At 33.2% G+C, this 22,867-nt stretch carries 27 protein-coding genes and 1 other annotated feature; all 27 genes read right to left on the minus strand.

The annotated features are described in order from the left end of the window. Positions 1-19: 19 nt before the first annotated feature. The 27 genes from EHE19_RS15410 to EHE19_RS15540 all read right to left on the minus strand — a co-directional run bounded on the left by EHE19_RS15410 (position 20) and on the right by EHE19_RS15540 (position 22,760). Positions 20-2,137, minus strand: a complete 2,118-nt coding sequence (locus tag EHE19_RS15410; RefSeq protein ID WP_171003537.1) for a chorismate-binding protein — start codon at positions 2,135-2,137, stop codon at positions 20-22. Between the two features lie 302 nt (positions 2,138-2,439). Then, positions 2,440-2,661, minus strand: a binding site (T-box leader). Positions 2,662-2,752: 91 nt separating this feature from the next. After that, the gene (locus tag EHE19_RS15415) at positions 2,753-3,310 is read right to left on the minus strand and encodes a UbiX family flavin prenyltransferase (RefSeq protein ID WP_137696999.1); all 558 of its coding nucleotides are present in this window, start codon (positions 3,308-3,310) and stop codon (positions 2,753-2,755) included. Between the two features lie 8 nt (positions 3,311-3,318). Then, positions 3,319-3,669 carry a prenylated flavin chaperone LpdD gene (gene lpdD / locus EHE19_RS15420; RefSeq protein ID WP_137697000.1) on the minus strand — a complete coding sequence of 117 codons (351 nt, stop codon included), beginning with the start codon at positions 3,667-3,669 and terminating at the stop codon, positions 3,319-3,321. Positions 3,670-3,745: 76 nt separating this feature from the next. Then, positions 3,746-4,702 (minus strand): ketopantoate reductase family protein, encoded by a 957-nt coding sequence (locus EHE19_RS15425; RefSeq protein WP_137697001.1) that lies wholly within the window; start codon positions 4,700-4,702, stop codon positions 3,746-3,748. Between the two features lie 182 nt (positions 4,703-4,884). Continuing rightward, entirely contained in the window at positions 4,885-5,484 is a 600-nt protein-coding gene (locus EHE19_RS15430; RefSeq protein WP_137697002.1) for an NAD(P)H-dependent oxidoreductase, read from the minus strand. 17 nt (positions 5,485-5,501) lie between these two features. Then, positions 5,502-5,786: a chorismate mutase gene (locus tag EHE19_RS15435; protein ID WP_137697003.1), complete on the minus strand. Its 285-nt coding sequence runs from the start codon at positions 5,784-5,786 to the stop codon at positions 5,502-5,504. Between the two features lie 96 nt (positions 5,787-5,882). After that, entirely contained in the window at positions 5,883-7,298 is a 1,416-nt protein-coding gene (locus EHE19_RS15440) for a UbiD family decarboxylase (RefSeq protein WP_171003538.1), read from the minus strand. Beyond that, a complete protein-coding gene (locus tag EHE19_RS15445) occupies positions 7,282-7,632 on the minus strand; it encodes a cupin domain-containing protein (RefSeq protein WP_137697005.1) in 351 nt (116 codons plus the stop codon). Before EHE19_RS15445 ends, EHE19_RS15440 begins: the two co-directional genes overlap by 17 nt. 58 nt (positions 7,633-7,690) lie before the next feature. Beyond that, positions 7,691-9,847, minus strand: coding sequence for a chorismate-binding protein (locus tag EHE19_RS15450; protein WP_137697006.1), 2,157 nt, complete (start codon positions 9,845-9,847; stop codon positions 7,691-7,693). Between the two features lie 30 nt (positions 9,848-9,877). Continuing rightward, on the minus strand, positions 9,878-10,459 hold the full coding sequence (locus tag EHE19_RS15455; protein WP_137697007.1) for a flavodoxin family protein: 582 nt from the start codon (positions 10,457-10,459) through the stop codon (positions 9,878-9,880). Positions 10,460-10,551: 92 nt separating this feature from the next. Further along, on the minus strand, positions 10,552-10,761 hold the full coding sequence (locus EHE19_RS15460) for a hypothetical protein (RefSeq protein ID WP_137697008.1): 210 nt from the start codon (positions 10,759-10,761) through the stop codon (positions 10,552-10,554). Positions 10,762-10,873: 112 nt separating this feature from the next. Continuing rightward, positions 10,874-11,017, minus strand: coding sequence for a hypothetical protein (locus EHE19_RS19830; protein WP_244648255.1), 144 nt, complete (start codon positions 11,015-11,017; stop codon positions 10,874-10,876). A 133-nt stretch (positions 11,018-11,150) separates the two neighbouring features. Further along, positions 11,151-11,600 carry a hypothetical protein gene (locus EHE19_RS15470; protein WP_137697009.1) on the minus strand — a complete coding sequence of 150 codons (450 nt, stop codon included), beginning with the start codon at positions 11,598-11,600 and terminating at the stop codon, positions 11,151-11,153. Between the two features lie 411 nt (positions 11,601-12,011). Next, complete coding sequence (locus EHE19_RS15475; protein WP_137697010.1) at positions 12,012-12,482, minus strand: pyridoxamine 5'-phosphate oxidase family protein; 471 nt, start codon at positions 12,480-12,482, stop codon at positions 12,012-12,014. Between the two features lie 370 nt (positions 12,483-12,852). After that, the gene (locus EHE19_RS15480) at positions 12,853-13,614 is read right to left on the minus strand and encodes a Fic family protein (protein WP_137697011.1); all 762 of its coding nucleotides are present in this window, start codon (positions 13,612-13,614) and stop codon (positions 12,853-12,855) included. Between the two features lie 388 nt (positions 13,615-14,002). Continuing rightward, positions 14,003-14,449: a hypothetical protein gene (locus EHE19_RS15485; protein ID WP_137697012.1), complete on the minus strand. Its 447-nt coding sequence runs from the start codon at positions 14,447-14,449 to the stop codon at positions 14,003-14,005. 157 nt (positions 14,450-14,606) lie between these two features. After that, positions 14,607-15,902 carry a hypothetical protein gene (locus tag EHE19_RS15490; RefSeq protein ID WP_137697013.1) on the minus strand — a complete coding sequence of 432 codons (1,296 nt, stop codon included), beginning with the start codon at positions 15,900-15,902 and terminating at the stop codon, positions 14,607-14,609. Positions 15,903-16,344: 442 nt separating this feature from the next. Then, entirely contained in the window at positions 16,345-16,485 is a 141-nt protein-coding gene (locus EHE19_RS19835) for a hypothetical protein (RefSeq protein WP_244648256.1), read from the minus strand. Between the two features lie 119 nt (positions 16,486-16,604). Further along, on the minus strand, positions 16,605-17,054 hold the full coding sequence (locus tag EHE19_RS15500) for a recombinase zinc ribbon domain-containing protein (RefSeq protein ID WP_137697014.1): 450 nt from the start codon (positions 17,052-17,054) through the stop codon (positions 16,605-16,607). 6 nt (positions 17,055-17,060) lie between these two features. Further along, a complete protein-coding gene (locus tag EHE19_RS15505; RefSeq protein ID WP_190530351.1) occupies positions 17,061-17,273 on the minus strand; it encodes a hypothetical protein in 213 nt (70 codons plus the stop codon). Between the two features lie 75 nt (positions 17,274-17,348). Further along, a complete protein-coding gene (locus EHE19_RS15510; protein ID WP_137697016.1) occupies positions 17,349-17,819 on the minus strand; it encodes a hypothetical protein in 471 nt (156 codons plus the stop codon). Positions 17,820-18,277: 458 nt separating this feature from the next. Beyond that, positions 18,278-18,679, minus strand: a complete 402-nt coding sequence (locus tag EHE19_RS15515; protein ID WP_137697017.1) for an arsenate reductase ArsC — start codon at positions 18,677-18,679, stop codon at positions 18,278-18,280. 17 nt (positions 18,680-18,696) lie between these two features. Continuing rightward, positions 18,697-19,749, minus strand: coding sequence for an ACR3 family arsenite efflux transporter (gene arsB, locus EHE19_RS15520; RefSeq protein WP_137697018.1), 1,053 nt, complete (start codon positions 19,747-19,749; stop codon positions 18,697-18,699). Between the two features lie 5 nt (positions 19,750-19,754). Further along, positions 19,755-20,285 (minus strand): DUF2703 domain-containing protein, encoded by a 531-nt coding sequence (locus EHE19_RS15525; RefSeq protein ID WP_137697039.1) that lies wholly within the window; start codon positions 20,283-20,285, stop codon positions 19,755-19,757. Then, positions 20,278-22,050, minus strand: coding sequence for an arsenical pump-driving ATPase (gene arsA, locus EHE19_RS15530; protein WP_137697019.1), 1,773 nt, complete (start codon positions 22,048-22,050; stop codon positions 20,278-20,280). Before arsA ends, EHE19_RS15525 begins: the two co-directional genes overlap by 8 nt. A 1-nt stretch (position 22,051) precedes the next feature. Then, entirely contained in the window at positions 22,052-22,411 is a 360-nt protein-coding gene (gene arsD / locus EHE19_RS15535; protein ID WP_014097257.1) for an arsenite efflux transporter metallochaperone ArsD, read from the minus strand. A gap of 13 nt (positions 22,412-22,424) precedes the next feature. After that, on the minus strand, positions 22,425-22,760 hold the full coding sequence (locus EHE19_RS15540) for an ArsR/SmtB family transcription factor (protein WP_137697020.1): 336 nt from the start codon (positions 22,758-22,760) through the stop codon (positions 22,425-22,427). Between the last annotated feature and the right edge of the window lie 107 nt (positions 22,761-22,867).

Here is a 22,867-nt window from a genome sequence, read left to right on the forward strand (position 1 = left end):
TCCACCCTTTCGTAAATTGTTAAACATCTAGTTTCTCTAATGCTTCTTTAATTGCTGCAGTTTTATGCTCTATTTCATTCCATTCAGATTCCGGAATAGAATCTGCTACAATTCCTGCAGATGCTTGTAAATATAAATTATCTCCCTTTCTCAAAACTGATCTAATTATTATTGAAGTAATAGCATTTCCATTGAAATCAAATATGCCAAATGCACCCCCATATGGTCCCCTTTGTTCATCCTCTAACTCTTCGATTATTTCTAAAGCACGTACTTTCGGTGCACCAGATAATGTTCCGGCTGGAAAAGTACTTTCAAATAACTCCATTGTATTTGAATCTTTTGAAATATTACCTTCAACATTGCTTATCAAGTGGAATACATGAGAGAATTCCTCTGCTCTCATCAACTTGCTTACTTTAACTGTCCCTGCCGTAGCCACTCTTCCAATATCATTTCTAGCCAGATCTACCAACATTATATGTTCCGCCTGCTCTTTTGCATCATTTACCAGCTCGTTCAACAGTTTTTCCTTTTCTTCTTCATTTACTCCCTTACCCTTAGAAGTGCCTGCTATTGGTCTTATTTTGACATTCAAGTCTTCAACCCTAAGCTGTAGTTCAGGACTATTGCTTATTATTTGATATTCACCAGCATTCCAATAGAACATATAAGGAGAAGGATTCATCTCTCTAAGTTTCTTGTAGAGTCTTAATGGTTCTATTTTTTTATTAATACAAAGTCTTCTCCCAATTTGTACCTGGAATATATCTCCTTCATAGATATATTTTTTGGCTTTTTCAACTTTTGCAATAAAATCTTCCTTTTTCATATTGGAAGTTATACTCAAAATATCTCCACTGGGAATTTCATCAGGATAAATAATTTCGCTTGGTAATACATCTAATAATTTCTGTTCATTAGCATAGCACTCGTCATCTAAATAATTACTTACAATTATTAAATCTGAGGAATCTTTCAGCACATGTATTATAGTTGAAAAGTAGCACAAGTGTACATCTGGCAAGTTTAGAACATCAATATTTTTCTTTTCAACTTTCTCTATATACCGAAAATAATCGTAAGAAAAGTATCCGATTAATCCTTGACTAATATTTAAATTAAAATCATGTTTTCTAACTGTTTTGAACATACTTTTTATAATAGGATATATATCTGAAAACTTTTTATCCCCAAGGCAAAAAACATTATTAGCCGAATCATACATATCACTAAAATTATTAATAAACAGATTCTTAATCTCATCATTTTTTGAATCAATTAACATTTTTTTATCTTTAATAATAATTTCAAATTTAGGAAATACACCGATGTAACTACTTCCGCAGTCTTCTACAGGACCATCAACTGAATCTAAAATACAACTGTTTTTTTCTCCAAAACTAAACTGTATTTTTTTTAATATTTCAAAGGCATTTTGATCTGTTTTTAACTTTACTGCAGATTGGATTACCTCTTTAAAGGCAGTAGCTTGAATGGCTTTTTCTTTTTTCTCTATGCAAAAATTCTCACCAACATTTAGATTTTCAAAATTTCGTATATACTTTCTTGTTCTATCTAAATATGTCTTGAGCATATCTTTGCCCTTCTCAGTCATTACGGATTCTGGATGAAATTGTACACCCTCTATATTATATTTTTTATGTTTAATTCCCATTATCTGACCATCTTCAGTCTCACAGGTTATGTCAAAACATTCTGGTAACGTATCTCTATCCACCACTAAGGAATGATACCTAGTAGCTATAAACCCTTCTTTAAACTCGCTCATGATTCCTTTATCAAAAGTAGTAATCCTAGACATTTTGCCGTGAAATAAACTATTGGCATGAATTATCTTTCCACCAAATGCTTCACCTATTGCCTGATGCCCCAAACAAATTCCAAAAATTGATATATCCCCTGCGAACCTTTTTATAACATCTATGCATATACCTGCTTCACTTGGAGTTCCTGGACCTGGAGATAGGAATATTGCATCTGGGCTTAATTCTTGTATTTTCTCCAGTGATATAGCATCATTTCTTACACAATAAACATCATTTCCAAGTTCTAATAAATATTGATAAACATTAAATGTAAAAGAATCATAATTATCTATAAGAAGTATTTTCAATTTAATCACCCTCCATTGATTTTATAAATGCTAATACCTTTGTATTAAATTTTTACTAAATGTGTTGATATCAGAATCCTTTTTTCAGAAATTCATTACAAATAATAAATACTCCATATAATTATCATCCTCAACTTCTACACTTCAGTTTTGACCCTTTAATCTTTAAAGTCAAAGCAAAAATACATAAGAAATTAAGCTGACTAAATTAGTAATATTTATATTATTTTAAGTTATATTTCCAATATGAAATTTACGGAAATTGTCTTTCAGCGCTGATAAACAAAAAAACTGCTTCGCCAATTCGAGACGAAACAGTTCGCTATACCACTCAAAAACTACAAATTTCGAATACATTATAATATTCTATCCCTATAACGTGAGAAACACGTAACAAACTACTATTAATTCGTTCTAAATCTCCTGAGCCCATTTCTTTAAGAGTATTATGTTGAACCTTTCACCAATCGTCAACTCGCTGTAATAAAAACATCTTAAATACTTTTCCCATTCATAGATTTTATCTATATTCACTTTTCAAAAATTATTTTGTTATTACTTACTTTACACCTATTTTTTGTTATTGTCAATATGTTTTATTTTTTCTTTTATAAGTTATCCATTCCATCTTTTTGAAATATAGGTTTCTATGCCAAACTGATCAAGGATTTTCATCACATGATGGTTGATGATATCTTCAAGTGTTTCAGGGCGATTATAGAAAGCTGGCATAGGCGGTACAATTCTTACACCCAATCTTGAAAGCTTCAACATGTTTTCAAGATGAATTGCATTTAGAGGTGTCTCTCTAGGGCATAAAACCAGTTTTTTTCCTTCCTTGAGAACTACATCAGCTGCTCTTGAAATGAGGCTTTCGCAGTAACCATTTGCTATTGAACTTAATGACTTCATACTGCAAGGAACAATAATCATTCCATCGGTAATAAATGACCCGCTTGAGACTTTAGAACCCAAATTACCATTGTCAAACACCTCATCAGCAAGACTTTCAATATAATCATATGTGTAGACAGTTTCTATCTCAAGATTCTTTTTTGCCCATTCGCTCATTATAAGATATGCTTTCACATTATTGATTCTCCTTAATGCCTCCAAAAGCCTTATTGCATATATAACTCCTGTTGCCCCAGTTATTCCAACTATTAGCTTCATCGTACCCCTCATATGTTTTTACTTCTTAGCATAATACATAATTCTTCAGCTATCTCCTGACATAATTCAAATGAGTAATTTATTTCTTCAGAAGATATATTATCCAAATGTATACCGCAGCAAATAGCAAAATTGCCCTTATATTTTCTTTTTAATATACTAGAAAACAAATCTGTAATAACATTTTCCTTATGCTTCTTAAAAGTGAATGTTCGAAAGGCTTCGGTGCAAGAACCCACTGTTACTGCTCCCAAGTGGGGGCTATCACCTCCCGTCAGTATAATACACAAATCATTTCCCATACTGACCGCCATCATTTTTATTTCCAAACGATTTCTCTTTCTGGTTATCTGTATCATTTAAAGCCTCTGTTACATCTTAACTTAATTTCCAAACACATTTGTCGCTAGTATTATATCAGTATAGGCTAGCAACCTATTCTATGTTTGCGACTAATTTGGTATATGGTGTATCTATGTTTAAGCTTTCTCCTAATGTAATTATTGTATTTGCGTATAATTCTCCCTCATTATGCTCTTTCATTTGTTCAATATCTCTTTGATATGATGTTTTTGTATCAGCCGGATATTTTCTTACCAACTCAATGCAATCATCTATTATGTTATCGGACATATTAATGCCTTTTTTATCAGCTATGCTTTTAATTTCTCTCATGATATTTTTAAGGATATTTAATAAATAGCTGTCCTCAATAACCCTTCCCATCGTGACTCCAAATTTAGCCGTAACTAAAGCAAACGAGCATATAAGTATGTATTTTTCATAAATCAATGGGTATGGATTATCAACCCATTGGAATTGTATTCCTGCCCTTTCGAATAATTTAAATAAATCATAGGGAATGTAAGAATAATTTTGAGGATCACGTCCAAACACTATTCTTCCATTAGGGCCTGTCTGCTTAATAACTCCTGGCTTATCTATATATGAAGCTATATACACACAGGCAGGAAAAACTATTCCCTTATCACATACTTGTCTAATTCTCTCATATATGTCTATTCCATTTAAGAGAGGTAAAATAACTGTATCATTTGTAATCTTATCCTTTATAGACTCTATAGCACCGCATAAATCATAACTTTTCGTGCATATAATGTAAATATCTGCAGGAGGAATCAATGAAGCATCATTCACTACTGCATATGGTTTAATAATTATTTCTCCCTGTTCCTCGGTATGCATAGTCAGCCCATTTGAATATATTTCTTTATAATGCTCTCCCCTTGCTACAAAATAAACTCTAAAATCCTTATCCTTTATAAAATGTGTACTAGCTGACATAGATTGACAAAGTTTACCTCCAAAATATCCTCCAACACCGCCAACACCATATATGCAGATATTTATTATTTTTCTTATTTCGCTCATTTAGTTCCCTTCTGTTAGAAAAAATATTACTATCAGATTTTCTCCTCAAACTAATCCTTTATAATACTTTATTGCTTTAAAGATGTTTAAACTGGAAATACATATTAGGCAAAAGACTAAAGCAAAAAGCCTTAGTACTTTTGCCCATAATAGTATATGTAAATTTAAAATATAATTATATATCAGCCCTCTTTTGGAAAATATCTGATAACAGTTTCCTTTACATCATCAAGCCAAGACTTTCTTTCTTCAATGGTACTAGTTACGATAACCCCGTACATCTTTCTATAAAAATTATTAACACCGCACAACCCAAAAATGCAATTTTTCCATATTGTTTCAAGCGGATCACCAAATACATTCATCTCTCTCTCATGATAAGTATTTGATGTATTAAAAACAATGGCTGCTTTTGCCTTCAGCAAACCGATAGGAACACCTTCACCGCTGTCATTTTCTTCAAACTCATAAGTCACTCCAGGTCTAATAACCCTATCTATCCAGCCCTTTAATAATGCTGGAGGCTGTCCCCACCAGTTCGGATGTACTATAATTATACCATCGGCATTTGCTATCTCATTGCAGTGATTGCTAATAACATCATCAACACAAGCCCCTTTAGGTATTTCCGCACTTCTTAAAATCGGGTCAAAACTTTCTTCATACAAGTCATGATATATTACCTCATGTCCTACACCTTCAAGAGTTTCAACTACCATATTCGCAATCGCATGATTAAAGCTTCCCTTTTTTGGATGAGCCAAAATTACAACAATTTTCATTTCTTTTCTCCTATTTTTTAGTTATTCCTTTTTCTCAATATTTCAAGTTGCATATCTGTAATCACTTTAATTATGTTTTTATATATCTCTACAATCAATTCCTCATGACCGCCTGCTTGTACTGCCTTATTTCTAACTTTATCCAGTACTATTTTTACTCTGTCACAACCAATTACTTCTTCCTCACTTGTTTTATATTCTACAATTTTTAATACACAATCTATTCTTTTTACCAGTGATTCTACAATTACATTATCTATCTTATCAATTTCCGCTCTTACTTTTTCTATTTCTTCTTTCATAAAACCTCCTTCATAATTTCATTTATATAATTAATTGTATAATATAAATAATATTACATAAGCTTAACGCTATTTCATTTTATGGTATTTCTATACTTAATAATTATAGAATGTTCTTTTAAATTCATTTTTCATGTTCCATGGTACTGTACAGTCAAATACAGCCTTTGCTGTATTTCCGATTGCATTAATGCTTTTCGAGTACTGTGGAGACTGTGTGAGATCTGCCGAGAAACCAGGCATGTTCTGAATCAATGTGAAATCTTTGTCTGCCTGAAACCGCGTGGTCATAGCCCATAATACATCCTCATGGGAATAAATATTAACATCCTCGTCAACAATTATGACGTGCTTTAGCATATGGAAGGCAGAAAGAGCCAATAATCCTGCCTGCTTAACTAAAGCATCATCCCTTTCAGACTTCTTTCTTATTTGCAGAATTAAGAATAAAAGTCCTCCTCCTGCTGAACTATAATGGGCATTAATAAAATCTCCATAAAGATTTTCCTTCAAAAGCTTAATTACAGATGCCTCAGCAGGAATACTCAGAAGTTCTGACTGCTCCTTTCCAGGGCCAAGTAAGGCTTGGTAAACTGCATCATTTCTATGTGTAATAGCTTTTATTTTTACCAAAGGTATAGAGCTTTTTGCAGTACCTTGATAACCAAGAAATTCAGGAAGAGAAAATCCTAATGGATCATTTAGATTTTCATTTACCAATTCATTTGTAATCTCGCCTTCCAGAACTATCTCCGCATTACTTATACATAATGCATCAACTGAAATACATTTTGAAACATTTACAGGACATCCTCTAATGCCACCTGCAATAGAAAGTTCATCATCACCAGTAGCAACTGTTGGATTTGAAAAACAAGCTGCATAATAAATTGCTGGATCCAATCCAATATTTATTGATATAGGAAGACTTGCATTTTTCTTAATAGCTTTATTATATAGCACTCCCAAATCACGACCTGGAACAATCCATATACTCATCGTATCCTTACTGTGAATGCAAAACCTATGTATAGAACAGTTTCTTTGGCCTGTTTCTGGATCAGTGGCATATACAACACCAAGTGTGATAAAGGGTCCGCAATCGTACTTTGACAAAGTTGGTATTGGAAGAAGCTTCATAATATCCACGTCTCTTACTATATTTTCCTGACATGGCGGATTATCAAGGCTCTTAGGTGGAATTCTGTTTTTAAGTGCATTTAGCATAACCTCTATCACGGAATTATTATTTTGACTGCTAAGCAAAAGGTTGCTCCTTTTTCTGCTTCCAAATAAACCCATTAACACAGGAATAGAATAACCTTTTACATTTTTATAAAGAATGGGAGACCCCTCTATACAATTAGGAGATGCTGGTACGCCCGCTCCATGATTTACATAATGCATCGCCAATTCGCAATTTGCATCAATTGGTTTGGTATACTCTAAAATACTTTCTCCTTGACTTTCGAGGAATTTTACTGCTGAGCGTAAGTCATTTATTTTCTCCATAAATATTATCAACTCCGATTTCATCGACTACAAACACAACTGTTTTATCATTGTCTAGACCTTTTGAACGATGTTTTACACCGTCAGGGATTACAAAACCCATTCCTGGTTTGCATTCATAGCTACTGTCTTCAAACATTATTGTAAATACACCGCTTAATACATATCCTTGGTGTCCTATTTCACACCATTTTTCTTCGTTAAATCCTGCTGGAAGTTCAAGAATCCTTACTCTTTTGCCATTGCAGAACACCATCTTTACTCTTCCTACTGCTCCAGGCTTGTCCCACTTTTTCCATTCAATGTTGTTAAAATCAATACCTACATTATCCATTTCTATATAATCCCCTTTCAAAAATTATTTGATTATTTTTTAATATTTATTTTTTACATTATAATGATAAACTTTTATACAAATTAGTCTTACATACATTAGTAATAGACTGTCTCAATGCACCAAGCTTGTTTAATACTTCATTCCATTCGTTTTCAGGTATAGAATCTGCAACTGTTCCAGCAGCTGCCTGTATATATATTCTGCCATCTTTTTTTATAGCGGTTCTTATTATAATTGAACTTATTATGTTTCCATTGAAATCAAAACATCCAATAGCACCACCGTATGGTCCACGTTTTTCTGGCTCAAGTTCTGAAATTATTTCCATCGCACGGATTTTTGGTGCTCCAGTTAACGTTCCTGCTGGGAATGTCGCTTCAAAAAGTTCCATGGAATTTAAATCGGATTGTAGCTTACCCTTTACTGTACTAGTCATATGAAAAAAATTAGAATATTCTTCAACTTTCAATAAATCAGGAACATGTACAGATCCCTTTACAGCCATTCTTCCGATATCATTTCTTGCTAGGTCTACAAGCATTATATGCTCTGCATTTTCCTTTTTATCTTTTGAAAACTCCTCCAGTACTTTTGCTCTTTCATCAGCATCCTGCCCTTTTCCTTTGGATGTACCTGCAATAGGCCTAATCATAGCGTGCCCATCTACTACCGAAAATTGGAGTTCAGGGCTATTACTAGCAAAAGTATATGTATCATTTTGAATAAAACTCATATATGGTGATGGATTCAATCGTCTGATTTGATTGTATACATCAAAAAGTTCACATTCAGCATTAATTTCTTCTCTCATCGATATTTGAACTTGAAATATATCTCCCTCAACAATATATTTTTTACATTTTTCAACTATTTCTAAATATTTTTCTTTACTAATATTCTGCTTTATCCAACTCTCAAGGTTTTCAGTTCCTCGATTTGTTTCCACTTTAGGTTTGTGTTTATAAGGATTCTGAAAGCACTTAATTATATGTTCTTTAGGTAGTGCAATAGTATCGTAATTAGATATTATTGAGAAGCTTTTGCTCTTGTATTCTGAATAAATAATTGTAGAATAGAAGCTTAACTCAACATCAGGAAAGTCAAGCGGGTCTACATTATTTTTAGGAACTGATTCAAGGTAATGAAGATATTCATATGTAAAATAGCCTATAAGTGGTACAGATATAATTAATTTTTTATCATGTAAAATGTCAAGATAAAATGAACTTTTAATTAGGTTAAATATTTTAGAAAATCTGTATCCACTGATATCAAAACAACCATTCTTACGTTTAAAGTATATAGACAGCGCTTCGCTTAAGTGATCTATATACCTTTTATTTACACCCTCAATTATCAACAATCCATTTTTTAGCTTAACCGTAAACTGCTTATCAATCGCTACTGCAGAAAAATTACAATCAGTTATTGGACCACCTGCCGAATCAAGGAAGGCACAATCATGATATCTGTCACTATAGTTGTAAAGACTTAAAAATCCCGAATAAAAATCCCCGTCATATTCGTATGTCTCAATTTCTTGCTTTAGCTGTATATTGATTCTGCTGAAAAAGACATCGTTATCTGAACTAAACATAGTGTTATCTATAGCAGCCGAATCTGGATTTATTTTGGCTTTACAATTACATCTATCCAAAAATATTTTTAGCATCTCATATCCGCCCTCAGTTAATATAGCCTCAGGATGGAATTGTAATCCCTCAATATCATAATCTTTATGCTTTACTCCCATTATTTCTCCATCATCTGTTTCACAAGTGATTTCCAAGCAGTCTGGTAAAGTTTCTCTTTTTATTGCCAAAGAATGATATCTAGTTGCAATAAATTGCTTCCTGCTAAACTCCTTAAAAATACCCTTTTCCAAGGAATTTATTATTGAGGTCTTACCATGCATTAAGCTTCTCGCATGAACTATATCACTTCCGAAAGCCTCTCCTATGCATTGATGCCCTAAACATATTCCAAGTATAGGAATCTGACCCTTGAACTCATGTATAATATCAAGACATATTCCGGCATCCTTTGGTGCTTTAGGACCAGGAGATATAATAATGCATTCAGGCTTTAATTTTCTAATAGAATCTATATCAATAGCATCATTACGGACAGTATAAATATCATAATTCAGTACTTTTATATATTGTACAATATTAAATGTAAAAGAATCATAGTTATCTATCATCAAAATCATATTATACCCTTTCTATATGCCGCTAACAGCTTAAACTACTGCTTGCCTTTTCTCATAGTAATATTCCACCATTCTGGTTATACATCTGTTGATAGAATTTTTCCCTTCCTCATCAAGCATTGCATCTCCAGGAAAGTCTCCATCACACATTACTACAAGAGGAAAACCACTTCCAAGAATAATCATTTCATTTAGGTAAATATTCATAAAAATTTGTGAAATTACACTAAGATGTGCGTATCTTCTTCCAACAGCAATGACATTAGCGAGCTTATCTTTTAAAGGACGTCCTTTAGTTCTTAAGAATCCAAAACCACATCTTTCAAGAAATTTCTGCATAATCGAATTTGTTGAAAAAGCATAAACAACTGGTAAGTAAATAATTGCATCTGCTTTTAACATTTTGTCCACAATCTTTGGCATATCATCATCAATAACACATGTACCCTTATCACACATATAACATGATTTACAATTTTCAATTTTATAGTCACTGATATATACACCTTCTATTGTATATTTATTACTTAATTCATGGTTCTTCAAGTATTCAAATATATTAGAAGAGTTTCCATTTTTTCTTGATGACCCAATTAAAACCAGAATATTCATGCTTATAACCTCTTTTTGTACCTTTTTGAAATAATTATACTCACATTGTCCATATTTGTCAACTCATTTCATTTTTGGAATTAAATTCTTATTTATATAATTTTATGATTTTGCATTACTGTTATGTTAGTAGTCTCTGAATTACTTTTCTTGAACCTGTTTACTGCCGCCTGCTGCTTTGACTGTGCCAATTTCATTGTGTCGTTTGCTTCCTTCATCTTTATTCCACCACGAATTCCAGAACCGACCCCTGTTATACCGGCTGCTACTGCCAGTCCACTAATAATTAATGGCAATGTCATGACTAATACCCCATTCATTATTTATTCTGAAGTCTTCTACAGACCTCATAATTAAGTTTATAATACTCTTCCAACGTGTATTTCTCTTTGAAGTATTCCCAATAGCTATCATCTACTCTGCAAAGCAATGGCCTGTCATCATATATAGAACGTAAATTACCATCAAGGTATTTACATATCCCCTGTCTAAATCAATATATAATTCTGATTTATCAAGATCACGGCAGCATTCTCCGCATTTACTGCATTTAAACATTAGCTGTACACCAGCCTATTGGATTTATTGCCCATGAAGGTATCAAAATCTCCATTCCAAGGCAGCTTTATGGCAAAAACTTTGTATGTAGCTAATAATACTTTATTTAATTCTTCATCATTTTCACATTTTTCTATCTTTGCAGCAGCATTACTGAATTTTCTGTTTCTTCCCTGAAAAGGCTAATATCAATATTGCTTAATTTAGCAGCCAATCTTTCCATTACATCTGCAATCCCCTTATAATTATTAGTCTCTGAAGGAAACATATTTAAACCATTAATAATTGCATTCATCAGCTTACTTCTATCAAGGAAAATCAATAATGTGCACGAGAGCAAACCGCTGACCAAGGTTGAGCCAAATGCCTGTAAAATCTCTCCTATAACTGGTACAGTACCTACAGGAGTATTACTAATCAATTCACCTACAATGGTGCCAACAAGCACACTCGCTCCAGTAGCTATTATAATTGTTGCTGCTTTAATTCTATCTCCAAGCAACAAACCATCCGGAAATACATTATCATCAATATAGACATCTGTTCTTTTTTTCAATTCTCCTAAAAAAGAAGTCTCTGACAATAGAAACACCCCCTGTCAATTAAAATTATTATCTACACCCATATTTAAGGGGCAAAAAAGAGCATTTTTTCGCTCAATTTTTGCCCCAAATTTTCTCCAAAACCACAACATATTGTGGTCAAACTTTATTTTTTCTCCTCCGAACCACATTTCGTCATCAGATTGTCGTTTCAACGTGCCTTGAGTAGGCAAAAATGATGTGGTATCTCTCTAGTCTCCCCTTGGCGGCAACCTATATTTTTGAAACAGTCGCCTGGGCAAACCATTTTTTCGTTGATTTGGTGCCTGCTTTTACTTTCAATTCAAGTAATTTGTAGGCAATAAAACCTTCAAAACAAATTGGTATTGAAGGCTTTATTTCTTACAAATTAATTTAATAACTACAGAAAAGTATGATATTTTAAGCTTAACTTATGACCTCTCATCATATTTATGAAATTTATAAGGCGAAATTGATTGATAATACTCTTCATCAAATACTAATTCATCCCTATTCATCTCCCCTAAAGAAGTGTTATAGTTCCAAATTACAAGAGGCCTTATTTCATATAATTCATTACAACTCTTTTCAAATACTGATTTATACTTAGGAAAACGCTTATCATAAATTTCCCTTTTGTTTTTATATTCTTCACTTCCATACTGAATCATTCTAACAATACCATGAATTTGTAAAGTCCCAACACATATTGCTACATAAGGATTATTTTTAATGTTAATACACTTTAACGTATCAGAATAACTTCCAAAATAAAGATGGAGATTTTGATCATATGCAAAACAAACAGCTGAATTATCTGGAAAACGATTATTTGTTGTTGCCAAATATAATATTTTTTCTTTTTCTAATATCCTAAGAACAGTATCTAAATTAAGTTTCATAGTACTCCTTCACCACTAAGAATAAGATTGTCACTAAACATTATATAATTATATGGGGTTAATTATTTTATGGCAAGTGTTTACCCTGCTATTACATATTAGCCTCTTCTGTCTAGATATTCACGGTAAATCCTGCGGACGGCAGCATATTTACAACTATACAAGTGCCATCTCACACAATCACACAAGTAGTACGCCTTGGTTATTAACTTGGCAAACTAGTAACTTTTTTCATTTGAGAACTTTATTCTGAACAATTATTCAATTGTCTTGATAAAGTATTTTTCAATATGATCATTTTTTTCACAAAATCAATAAAAGTATCAAAACTATACATAAGGCTGATACTTTTAAAGCATATTCATACTTGTCACATTTGTTGAATTTGATGTGATTGATTTTGTTCCTGTATTATAGAGATATATTTATCAAGCTGTGCTTCTTCCAATTCTGCAATCATATTTACAAAATCATCTAGAATGCCTTGAACTGCATATTTATCTAATGCATTATAATAATCCAATCGATTTTCTTTCGCTATAGAAATAGGCAAAAAACCATAGCTCATCAATTGATAGTTCATAATCAGTCTTGCTGTTCTACCATTACCATCTAGGAACGGATGAATTCTAACAAACTCTGCATGTGTCCATGCTGCTAGTTCAATTGGATTCAAATCTTTCTTATACATTAAATCAGCAAAGAAATTCTTTATCTGAATGTACATTTCATTTCTTGCAGGTGGTGTGTGACTGGCACCACTAATAAAAACCTCTTCATTTCTATATATACCACCAACTATGATATTCTCCGTAACAAGCGCATGAATGTCTTTTACTATTTTTTCGCTCAAAGGTAGCCCTTCGTTTATACATTGCTTCACATAACGGAAGGCTTTTTGATGATTTACAACTTCGTATATTTCTCTAAGTGTTTTTCCTCCAATGGAAATACCATCTTCCAATACCACTTTAGTTTCCATAAGTGTAAGGGTATTTCCCTCTATTGCAGTAGAGTTATGAGTAAATTCTACTTCAAACGCATTATTGTAAGATTCAATTGTGACTTCATGAAGTGTATCTTTTCCCTCTTCATACAACTTTTGTTTTTCTAATATTCTTTTAAAATCCAAGATTGCACCTCATTTCATAGTTTACTTTTACACACATACTTTATGACCATTATAGCATACTGATTACAAATAGTAAGACAGAAATTTATATTATGCTTGGCTGTTGCAAAAACTTTTGACTCTTCTGCAACAACTATGTTAAAACCATATCCTATTATTGGTAAGGAGTAAATGCTTTATGAAATCAAGTCTATTTCAATGGAAACACTACGAGGTTCTGGTGCAAATACTTCAAAATAAATATACTCATCACTAAAATGCTAGTCTTTTAACCATTGCACCCGTTATCTTGTTTATAAATTCAACCTCTAAAAGGACACATTGAACTTTATTAATCTATAACTAAGTGAATTTCTACTTATTAATTGCAATACCTACTTTATTAAGGCTAAAAATAATCTAACGGTAAAGTTCTAGTAAAATCGTCACCAATAATCTCTATTTGAACCGAAGGAATTTTATCACTATTTTCAATATTATCCCCTATTAAAGTCTCATCAATGTCTTGAATTAATGGGAAATCTTGATCCATATTAATTTCTTTATATGGTTCAATCACAAATGGAGATTTCGACCTATCAGATTCCTTTAATTCTTTCTCATAAAATCCAAGTGCAGCCGATATTATTGGATTATTTATTTTTATTTTAACTTTAAAAGGATCTGATGTTTGTTCTGCTTTATTTGCAATTGTAAGATACAATTTAAATGTATTTTGTTCAATCGCAAAAGCACTACTTTTTGAAATTTGTATGTTATTTTTGTCATTACCACATGAACTGCAAATAAAAGCTATAGCCAATATCATTGATAAAATCTTAATTCTTGTTTTCATAGTCCCCTCCACTAACTATTTATATATATATCTATTACTTATATTACTATATATAACAAAAACTCTGTAAAATAATTAGAATAGCTACAAAAATTCATAATTGAACTCACTAGAGTATCTAAATTGCATTCTCTAGTGAGTTCAAAATGTTATAAATTTAGTAGTTAACTTTTATGGCAGTTGCATACCATGTATTATTACCATATGTAATACTCAAATATGTAGACCCGGAAGTTTTAGACCAATGATCATTTATTAATGCAAAGTCATAGTTAAATGTAGCATTGTACCTGTTTACTGTAGAATATCTTATAACGCCTTTAGCAGTCACTGTATGACTTCCATATGGTTCTTGATATAGGCTAATATAAAAAGGTCCATAGTTCTTCAATGTATTCTCAAAAAAAGAATAATTCATATTACTGAAAAACGTTTCTGGATCATCAGATGTTTTTTGAGTTGGTTTTCCAATTACTTCAGCAGCTATCTTAAATATTTGATCATTATCATCAAAATCAACACCCGTGTCCATGGAATAATATGATGAATTCGCCATTGAATTATATGCCAAGCGTTTTTCACTAGCGGTAAGAGACCAGTAATAGCCCATAATTTCAAGAGTTGATATTAAAGCACAATCCATATAATGTGGATAATCAGAACTTTCTTGTAAAATCTCTGGGCAAGTTTTCGTATATCCTTTTTCGTATTTAACATCACCCCAAGTTGTACCTTGCTTTTTTTCAAAATTTTTAATCCAAGTCACGGGATCAGTAATATAATCACCAGTTGGATTTCCTTCATTGTTACCACATCTAAATCCAGAAATTATTTGTTCTTTTTGATCATCAGATAGCGTACCCCATCTATTTGATTCCTTCTTATCTCTATTTTTTTGTTTTTTATTATGTCCATTCTTTACTTTATCAATGTCTTTCCCTTTATATATACCATCCTTGACTTTGTTTCCTAAAACTGAAAAATGTGAAAGCCCATCAACATAACATCTATCATTTTCATTAAAATATTCAGTATCAACTTCTCCAAACGAGTATTGAATAACCTCACCACTATCAGAGTCAACAATCATAGATCCATCATTATATATAATCATTGTTTGAGATAGGTTATCATCTAAATCATAGAGAGGTACAATCTTTTTTATACAAAAGTCTCCATCCTCTAACTGCTGTTGCCACGGGCAATCAGGATTTCCTTGCATTGTAACTAATGATTCAATTAATCCATATGATACAGATGTTTCTAGCTTATCTAATTCACTTTCATCAATTTTTTCAATTTGCCTATCAGGAATCAGATTTCTTACATTATCCCTAGCTTTGAAATGACCAGTATTATCTTTAGCTAAAACTGATAGTGGGCATGTGTTAACTATTAGCGAAAAAACTAACAAGCCCGTTAAAAAAGGTTTCTTTAAAAATTTAAAAATCATAAAATCCTCCAAATTTATTATTTTTCATCTTTAAATTGCTCTATGGCATTATAGATGAGTAGTTACTCTAATTAACAAAAATATTACAACTCCCGATAATTTTTGGGTGTATATGTTAATATTTGAAAATTTTAGCATAAATATTTTTATTTTTCAAGATAGAAATTATTTTACAATTTAAAGAATTGACTTATATATCATTAGGTTGAACAAACAATAGTCTGTTGAGTTTTTTGAGGTATGTGTATTCATAATTAATTTATCGTGTATTATTCCTTCCACTCCCCCGACTCAAACAGAACATTAACACTCATAATTGTTATTATTCCATCATTAAACCAATTATCAAATTGTCATCATACCTTAATTGATTAAATGGAATTAACAATGTCCTCAACAAAGGGTAGTTACAAATTACATCATTTAAACCCAGCCTGCATTACTACCTCTTCTTCGAATGCCATAATGCCTCCATTTCTTCTCTAGTTGCAACTGGGAAGTCTTTGGTTTCTTTCTCTCCCTGCTGTATGGGTGCCAAATAAGGAATAATATCTCTGCAAAGTTTCTGATTTGGGCAGGTCATTATAAACCCACATATATCTGTCATGAAAATCTTATCTGCAGTATAAACATTTTTTTAATTAACGGTCTTAACTAATGTTTAAAAAGCTAACATTAAATTATTGAATTATATTAATATTTCTATGCACACTTTATTTCTGACCCATCCAACAATTCCACACTAATTCCATCCTCATAAACCATTATCTTCTCAACTAATTTAAAGTATAATCCAGCATCAAAATTTTCTATAGGTTTTGTCTCATTAAAAACATTAATAAACCTCTTGGCAGTAACTCTCTCCAAAATATCCTCGCTTTCAATTTGCTTTTCCCACTTTGTCATATAGTAATCTATATTTTTGACCAACTCATTAAACGCATCAACAAATACCTGATATAAAACCTTTTCATTAATATGCCTGTTCCCACACCCTATTTTTCCTTTAACCTTGTATTTGCTATTACACTGCCAAATAGTTCTTTTTAATCTTTCATCTATTGAGTTACAAACCTTTCTCCCAAAGGTACTTCCACAGCAGCCACAGATAACTCTACCTGCAAACGGGTTATCATTAGTAACAAAGTCCATCTTTTTTCATAGTATAAGTGCTCCTCTTCGTTTTTGATTGGGGCTGTGAGAACCTTGTCCGCCCTCACAAGCAACTGTACGCCTATCGACATCAAGTTCTCTTGCAATCTGGCTTTTATTAACTTTCAATGTTGCATCCTCCATAAATGGTTTTAACTTATAAAGATCCTTGACAGTCTGAATATTTAAATCTGTTATGATACTACTTTTGATAATCATTAGGGTACCTCCTTTTTATACCCTGTAATCATAACATTTGTACATTTTTATTTAATATTATATGTTCATTATTAATTATAACTTTATAGATATGTCCCGCATGAAAGAGTAACTGGGTGTTGCATTTTTTATTGCATCACTCTCAAGTTTTATTTGAAACAGCCGACCTTGTATTCTATTCATCTCGGCCTGATACTTTGTTAAAAGCAAATTATATTTCTGCTCGAATACTTCTTCATATTCTTTCTCAACATTTATCATCTTCAGAGAAGGCAACTCTTTAATATGTAGAATATTGCATAGTGCGCAATAATAATCTATCTGGTTATTGTATTCAACATTCTTTGGAGAAATTGTCCTTATTACAGCATTTAGTAACTCTTCAGTAGCGTTAACAACAGTACTTTGTGTATGTTTATAATACAACTCTCCCAATTGCTCCATAGATGTTTTTACAAAAATCTCATCATCTAACCATTCAGACAGATCCTCTTTTATATATTCGAAAATATTATCACAAATATTTCGCTTTTCTTCCTTAGTCATAAAGTGAAATCCTCCCCTCGGCCAAACTATTCTTCATCCAACCCGACCACACAACCCAGGCAAAATCAAAAAACATCTAAATCGACCACTCACGAACACATGTTATCCAAATTGACCACTCATCAAACACTAACATCTAAATCGCTCTGTCACGTTCAAAATCGTGCCTTTGGACTTGTTCCCGCAAAGTGATATTTTCCACAATTTTAGTACATCGAATATATACTCTCAAACCTCGAAAAGCCCAGTATTAATGGACTTTCCACACACCTACTCTTTAACCCTTGACATCAATACGCAGCACTCAACGTGCAACGAGCGGGGTGGTTTGATGTCTTTTACATTGTCGGTAGTCGGGAACAAGTCAAAGGCACTTTTTGCACTATCGGTAGGCGGGAACATATCGACATATATAATTATAACGCCAACTACTAGATTTGTAATTGGCGTTATAATTATTATGACTTTAGTTTTGCTTTTAACTCTTTTATTTTTGATTCTATTGTTGATATTACTCTTTTAAATTCCTCATCACTCTTACCTGTAGGATCATCCAACCCCCAATCTTCCCTGTGTTTACATGGAAGGTAAGGGCATTCCACATTACACCCCATTGTAATAACAATATCTACTGGAGGTAGTTCATCAAGCAACTTTGAATGTTGAGTTTTCTCCATATCTATATCATAAAGCTCTTTCATTAGGCGCACAGCATCCTGGTTAATTTGAGGTTTTGTTTCTGTGCCAGCAGAGTAGCTTTCAAATATATCTCCTGCAAAGTGCTTACCAAGTGCCTCGGCTATTTGGCTTCGACATGAATTATGAACACATATAAATGCGACCTTTAGTTTATTACTCATTAAGTATTACCTCCTTTCTAGCTTTTTTCTGGAAACCAGTGCCTTGTATTATTCGCTATCTTTACTAATATCAACATAACAGGCACTTCTGTTAGAACCCCTACAATGGTAGCAAGTGCAGCTGGGCTTTGTGTTCCAAACAATGCAATCGCAACGGCAACTGCCAGTTCAAAAAAGTTAGAGGCACCAATCATACCAGCAGGCGCTGCTATCTCATGAGGTAGTTTTATAACCTTACTTGCTAGATATGCAATGAAAAAGATTAGGAAAGTCTGAATAATTAATGGTATAGCAATTAAAACAATATGAAGTGGATTGTTCAGAATTACATCGCCCTGGAATGAAAAGATTATTATTAATGTTAGCAATAGACCTATGGTAGTGATATTCCCAAACTTCGGTATAAAACTCTTTTCAAAGTAATCGAGTCCTCGCTTTTTTGTGATGTAATTACGGGTAATTATACCACCAGCCAGCGGGATAACAACAAACAATACTACAGATAAAACAAGAGTGTCCCAGGGTATGGTTACACCGCCCACACCTAGAAGAAACGCAACTATGGGCGTGAAAGCTATGAGAATTATAAGATCATTTGTTGCCACTTGCATGACGGTATAAGCCGCATTGCCTTTAGTCAAATAACTCCATACAAATACCATCGCTGTACACGGTGCCGCTCCAAGAAGTATTGCTCCCGCAAGATAGTCTTGTGCCAATTCTGCCGGAATTAGAGATTTAAAAATTACAAAGAAAAACAGCCATGCAATGCCGAACATGGTAAAAGGCTTTATCAACCAGTTAGTTATCCATGTAACAAAAAGCCCCTTAGGATTTTTTCCTACATTTCTAATACTTTGAAAATCTACTTTTAGCATCATTGGATATATCATAAGCCAGATTAAAATCGCCATAGGTATTGAAACATTTGCATATTCAAAACGTCCTAAAAACGCTGGAATTCCGGGTAAAAACTTTCCAATCAATACACCTGCAAACATACATAAAATAACCCATACGGTTAAGTACTTTTCAAAAAATCCAATTCCACTATTACGTTCCTTACTCATGTAAATCAATCCTCCTTTCTTTCTAAGCTATCAAAAAATGTAATTAAGTTTTGTGGGATTTCATATTTCTCATTTGTCAAGGGGATTGAACTATGGCCATCATAAACTTCTTTCAAAATTGCGTTAATAATCATGGATTTTGGTGGTTCCGTATACTCTATACCATCCTGCACCCAAACTCTGCAATCCACAGAGTCGCCACATAGATCTCCACATTCCTTGCAGGAAGATTCCTTAACCTCAAGAGCAATATCCCTGCCATTTACACGAATGGTTGGAGAACTTAAAAAATGGTGTTCAATGGCTAACTCCCTTGAATTTATATTAATCTTATTCAATACTATATCAAACCCTGCCGCTCTTAATACCGTTGATACTTCATTAACTGCATCCTCAAGATTAGTTTCAGTTCCTTGACACCTCTTACACACACTCAGATCAAGATAAAGAAAATCTATTATAATCTGCCTTTTTTCCTGTTCTTGTCCGCAGCAGCCACTGCCACAAGAGCAACAGCCAGCATCACTTTTATTCATCACTTTTACTACCTCCAGAAAAGTTCACTATATTTTCAATTGATGCATCCTGAAACCAGGGGATTGCAACAAAGTTATCAGAACTTATTTGCTTAACTTTTTCCAGCCATTGCTTTTCAGCATCAGCGCGAGCTATTAACATACTATTTTTAGTATTCGTCAATGAAAGGCACTGATTAACCACCCACCATTTGTTATTAATTCCCGCTCTATTCAGGTCATCACCCAGTCTCTGAGCTTCAAATACCGGTGTTGCTTCAGGTAATGTAACAATAATAACCTCTGTTTGTTTCTCATCCCGAAGTCTTGGAAGTAATCTTTGAACAGATATTGGCGTTTCACCTTTGGTTCTCTGCACTTCTCTATGGTAGCTCTGTGTAGAATCAAGCAACAGAAGCGTGTGACCCGTTGGTGCAGTATCAATTATTACAACTTCGTTTTCAGCCTTGTCAACAATCTCAGCAAATGCTCTAAATACTGCAATCTCCTGTGTGCATGGAGAGCGTAAATCCTCTTCAACATAAGCAACATCATCTTCGCTCATTGTTTCACGAGCCTTACTTAATACCTCATTTTGATATCGCAATAGTTCCTGCTTTTCATCTATTTTACTTAGCTTAATATTTTCAGTATCTTCAACCACATATTTGAGATGATTAGCTGGGTCTGTAGATGTTAAATGTACCTTAACACCCTTTCTAGCAAGAGCCACAGCAATGGTTGCAGCAATAGTTGTTTTTCCAACACCGCCTTTGCCCATTGTAAATATCACTTTTTTACCTGCCCTATAAATATCTTCAATCAGAACATCTAGGTGTCTTAAATTTAAGGATTTGCTATAAATACTATTTTTTGTGTATTCGTCACTATATAAAAATGTTCTAATATTATCAATACCTACAACGTTATAGGAACGAAGTGGTATAGTGAAAATCTTAAACTTTTTTAAACCCTGTGGCATATTTTCCAAAGCCTTTTGCTGCTTATCTAACATTTTAATCGAAACATCGTCAGTTGCTTCACTCAGTATACCATTGATAACTAAAACCTGATTGTTTATCCCTAGCTCACTAAGCTCATGGCTTGAACGTTCAGCTTCAATCAAAGGAGTTTCCTCCGGCCTTGATACCAATATCAAAGTTGTTTTATCTTTATCTGCAAGGTTTTCAACCGCATTCTTATACATATCCTTTTTATCTTGAAGTCCAGCGAGCTGACCTAAACATGACGCCCCATGTGTACTTTCACTGATAAAATTACTCCACGCTGATGGTAATTGCAGCATACGAAGTGTGTGCCCTGTCGGAGCAGTATCAAAAATAATATAATCGTATTTATTCTCTGTGGATTTATCAGTGATGAAGTTCGAAAACTGGTCAAAAGCGGCAATTTCAACAGTACATGAACCCGAGAGTTGTTCCTCCATATTTACAATTACACTATCCGGCAACTTCCCCCTATATGGAGCAATAACCGATTCCCTATACTCTCTGGCAGCTTCCTCTGGGTTAAGATTCGCCACAACTAAACCCGGCGCTCCATCAATCGGCACACCTTTGCCATCAAGCTCAGTATTAAAAACATCCTGCAAATTGGATGCAGGATCAGTGCTTATAAGGAGAACACTTTTTCCATTATCAGCTAAATTTACTGCCACAGCACAAGCGGTTGAAGTTTTACCTACACCACCCTTTCCTGTGAAAAACATATACTTAGTCAGATTTATCCCATCTAAACTAAATGGCTCATAATTATTCTTTAACATCTTAACAGCACCCCTTTGGTCCGCAGCAGCCACTCTTCTTTTGAGGTTTTGTGCTTATTTCCACCCCTAACCATTCTGAAAACTCTTCGTTTGTTGGGTAGCTTTTGGTTTTTACAATTTCACCATCTGCCAGTGTTACAGGAAGAATATCTGCTCCTTCCTTTTGTAGAATTTCACTTATAACTTTATTGGAGATAAAATCCTGGGGTTCACTAGACAAACCATGCCTTTTTATAATAATCCCTTTTTCTTTAAGCGAATTAATTACAGTTGCTACTCTTAACAGCTCCGGATCAATAGATGGACCACAAACTCCTGTTGAGCAACACATTGCTGGGTCAAAAATCTCAATATTTTTCATTACTAAATCCTCCTTAACAACATTGATTATCAGATTTTTTATTTTTGCTCTTTTTACAAATACAATCTTCTTTGTCATTTGTTATGCATGTAAAGAAAGCTATTACCTCATCCGTTTTTTTCTTGTTTAATGTATATATCATCCATGCCCCATCACGTACTGCATTTACAAGACCACTTTCAGATAATATCTTCATATGATAACTAAGAGTGGATTGAGAAATACTGAATTCTTCTAATATATCGCATGCGCACATTTCTCCACACGATAGCATATCTATAATCTTTAACCGTGTTTCATCTGACATAGCCTTAATTGCAGGAACATAATCTGCATATGAATGCTTCATAAAATTACCTCCTTTATATTTATATGTATCAATGATATCGAATGTTCTCGATATGACAATAATATCAAGCATATCGATAGTTGTCAATATGATTTTGTAATTGTAAT

Origin of the sequence: Ruminiclostridium herbifermentans (genome assembly GCF_005473905.2) — a bacterium.
GTDB classification, from domain to species: Bacteria; Bacillota; Clostridia; order Acetivibrionales; family DSM-1351; genus Ruminiclostridium; species Ruminiclostridium herbifermentans.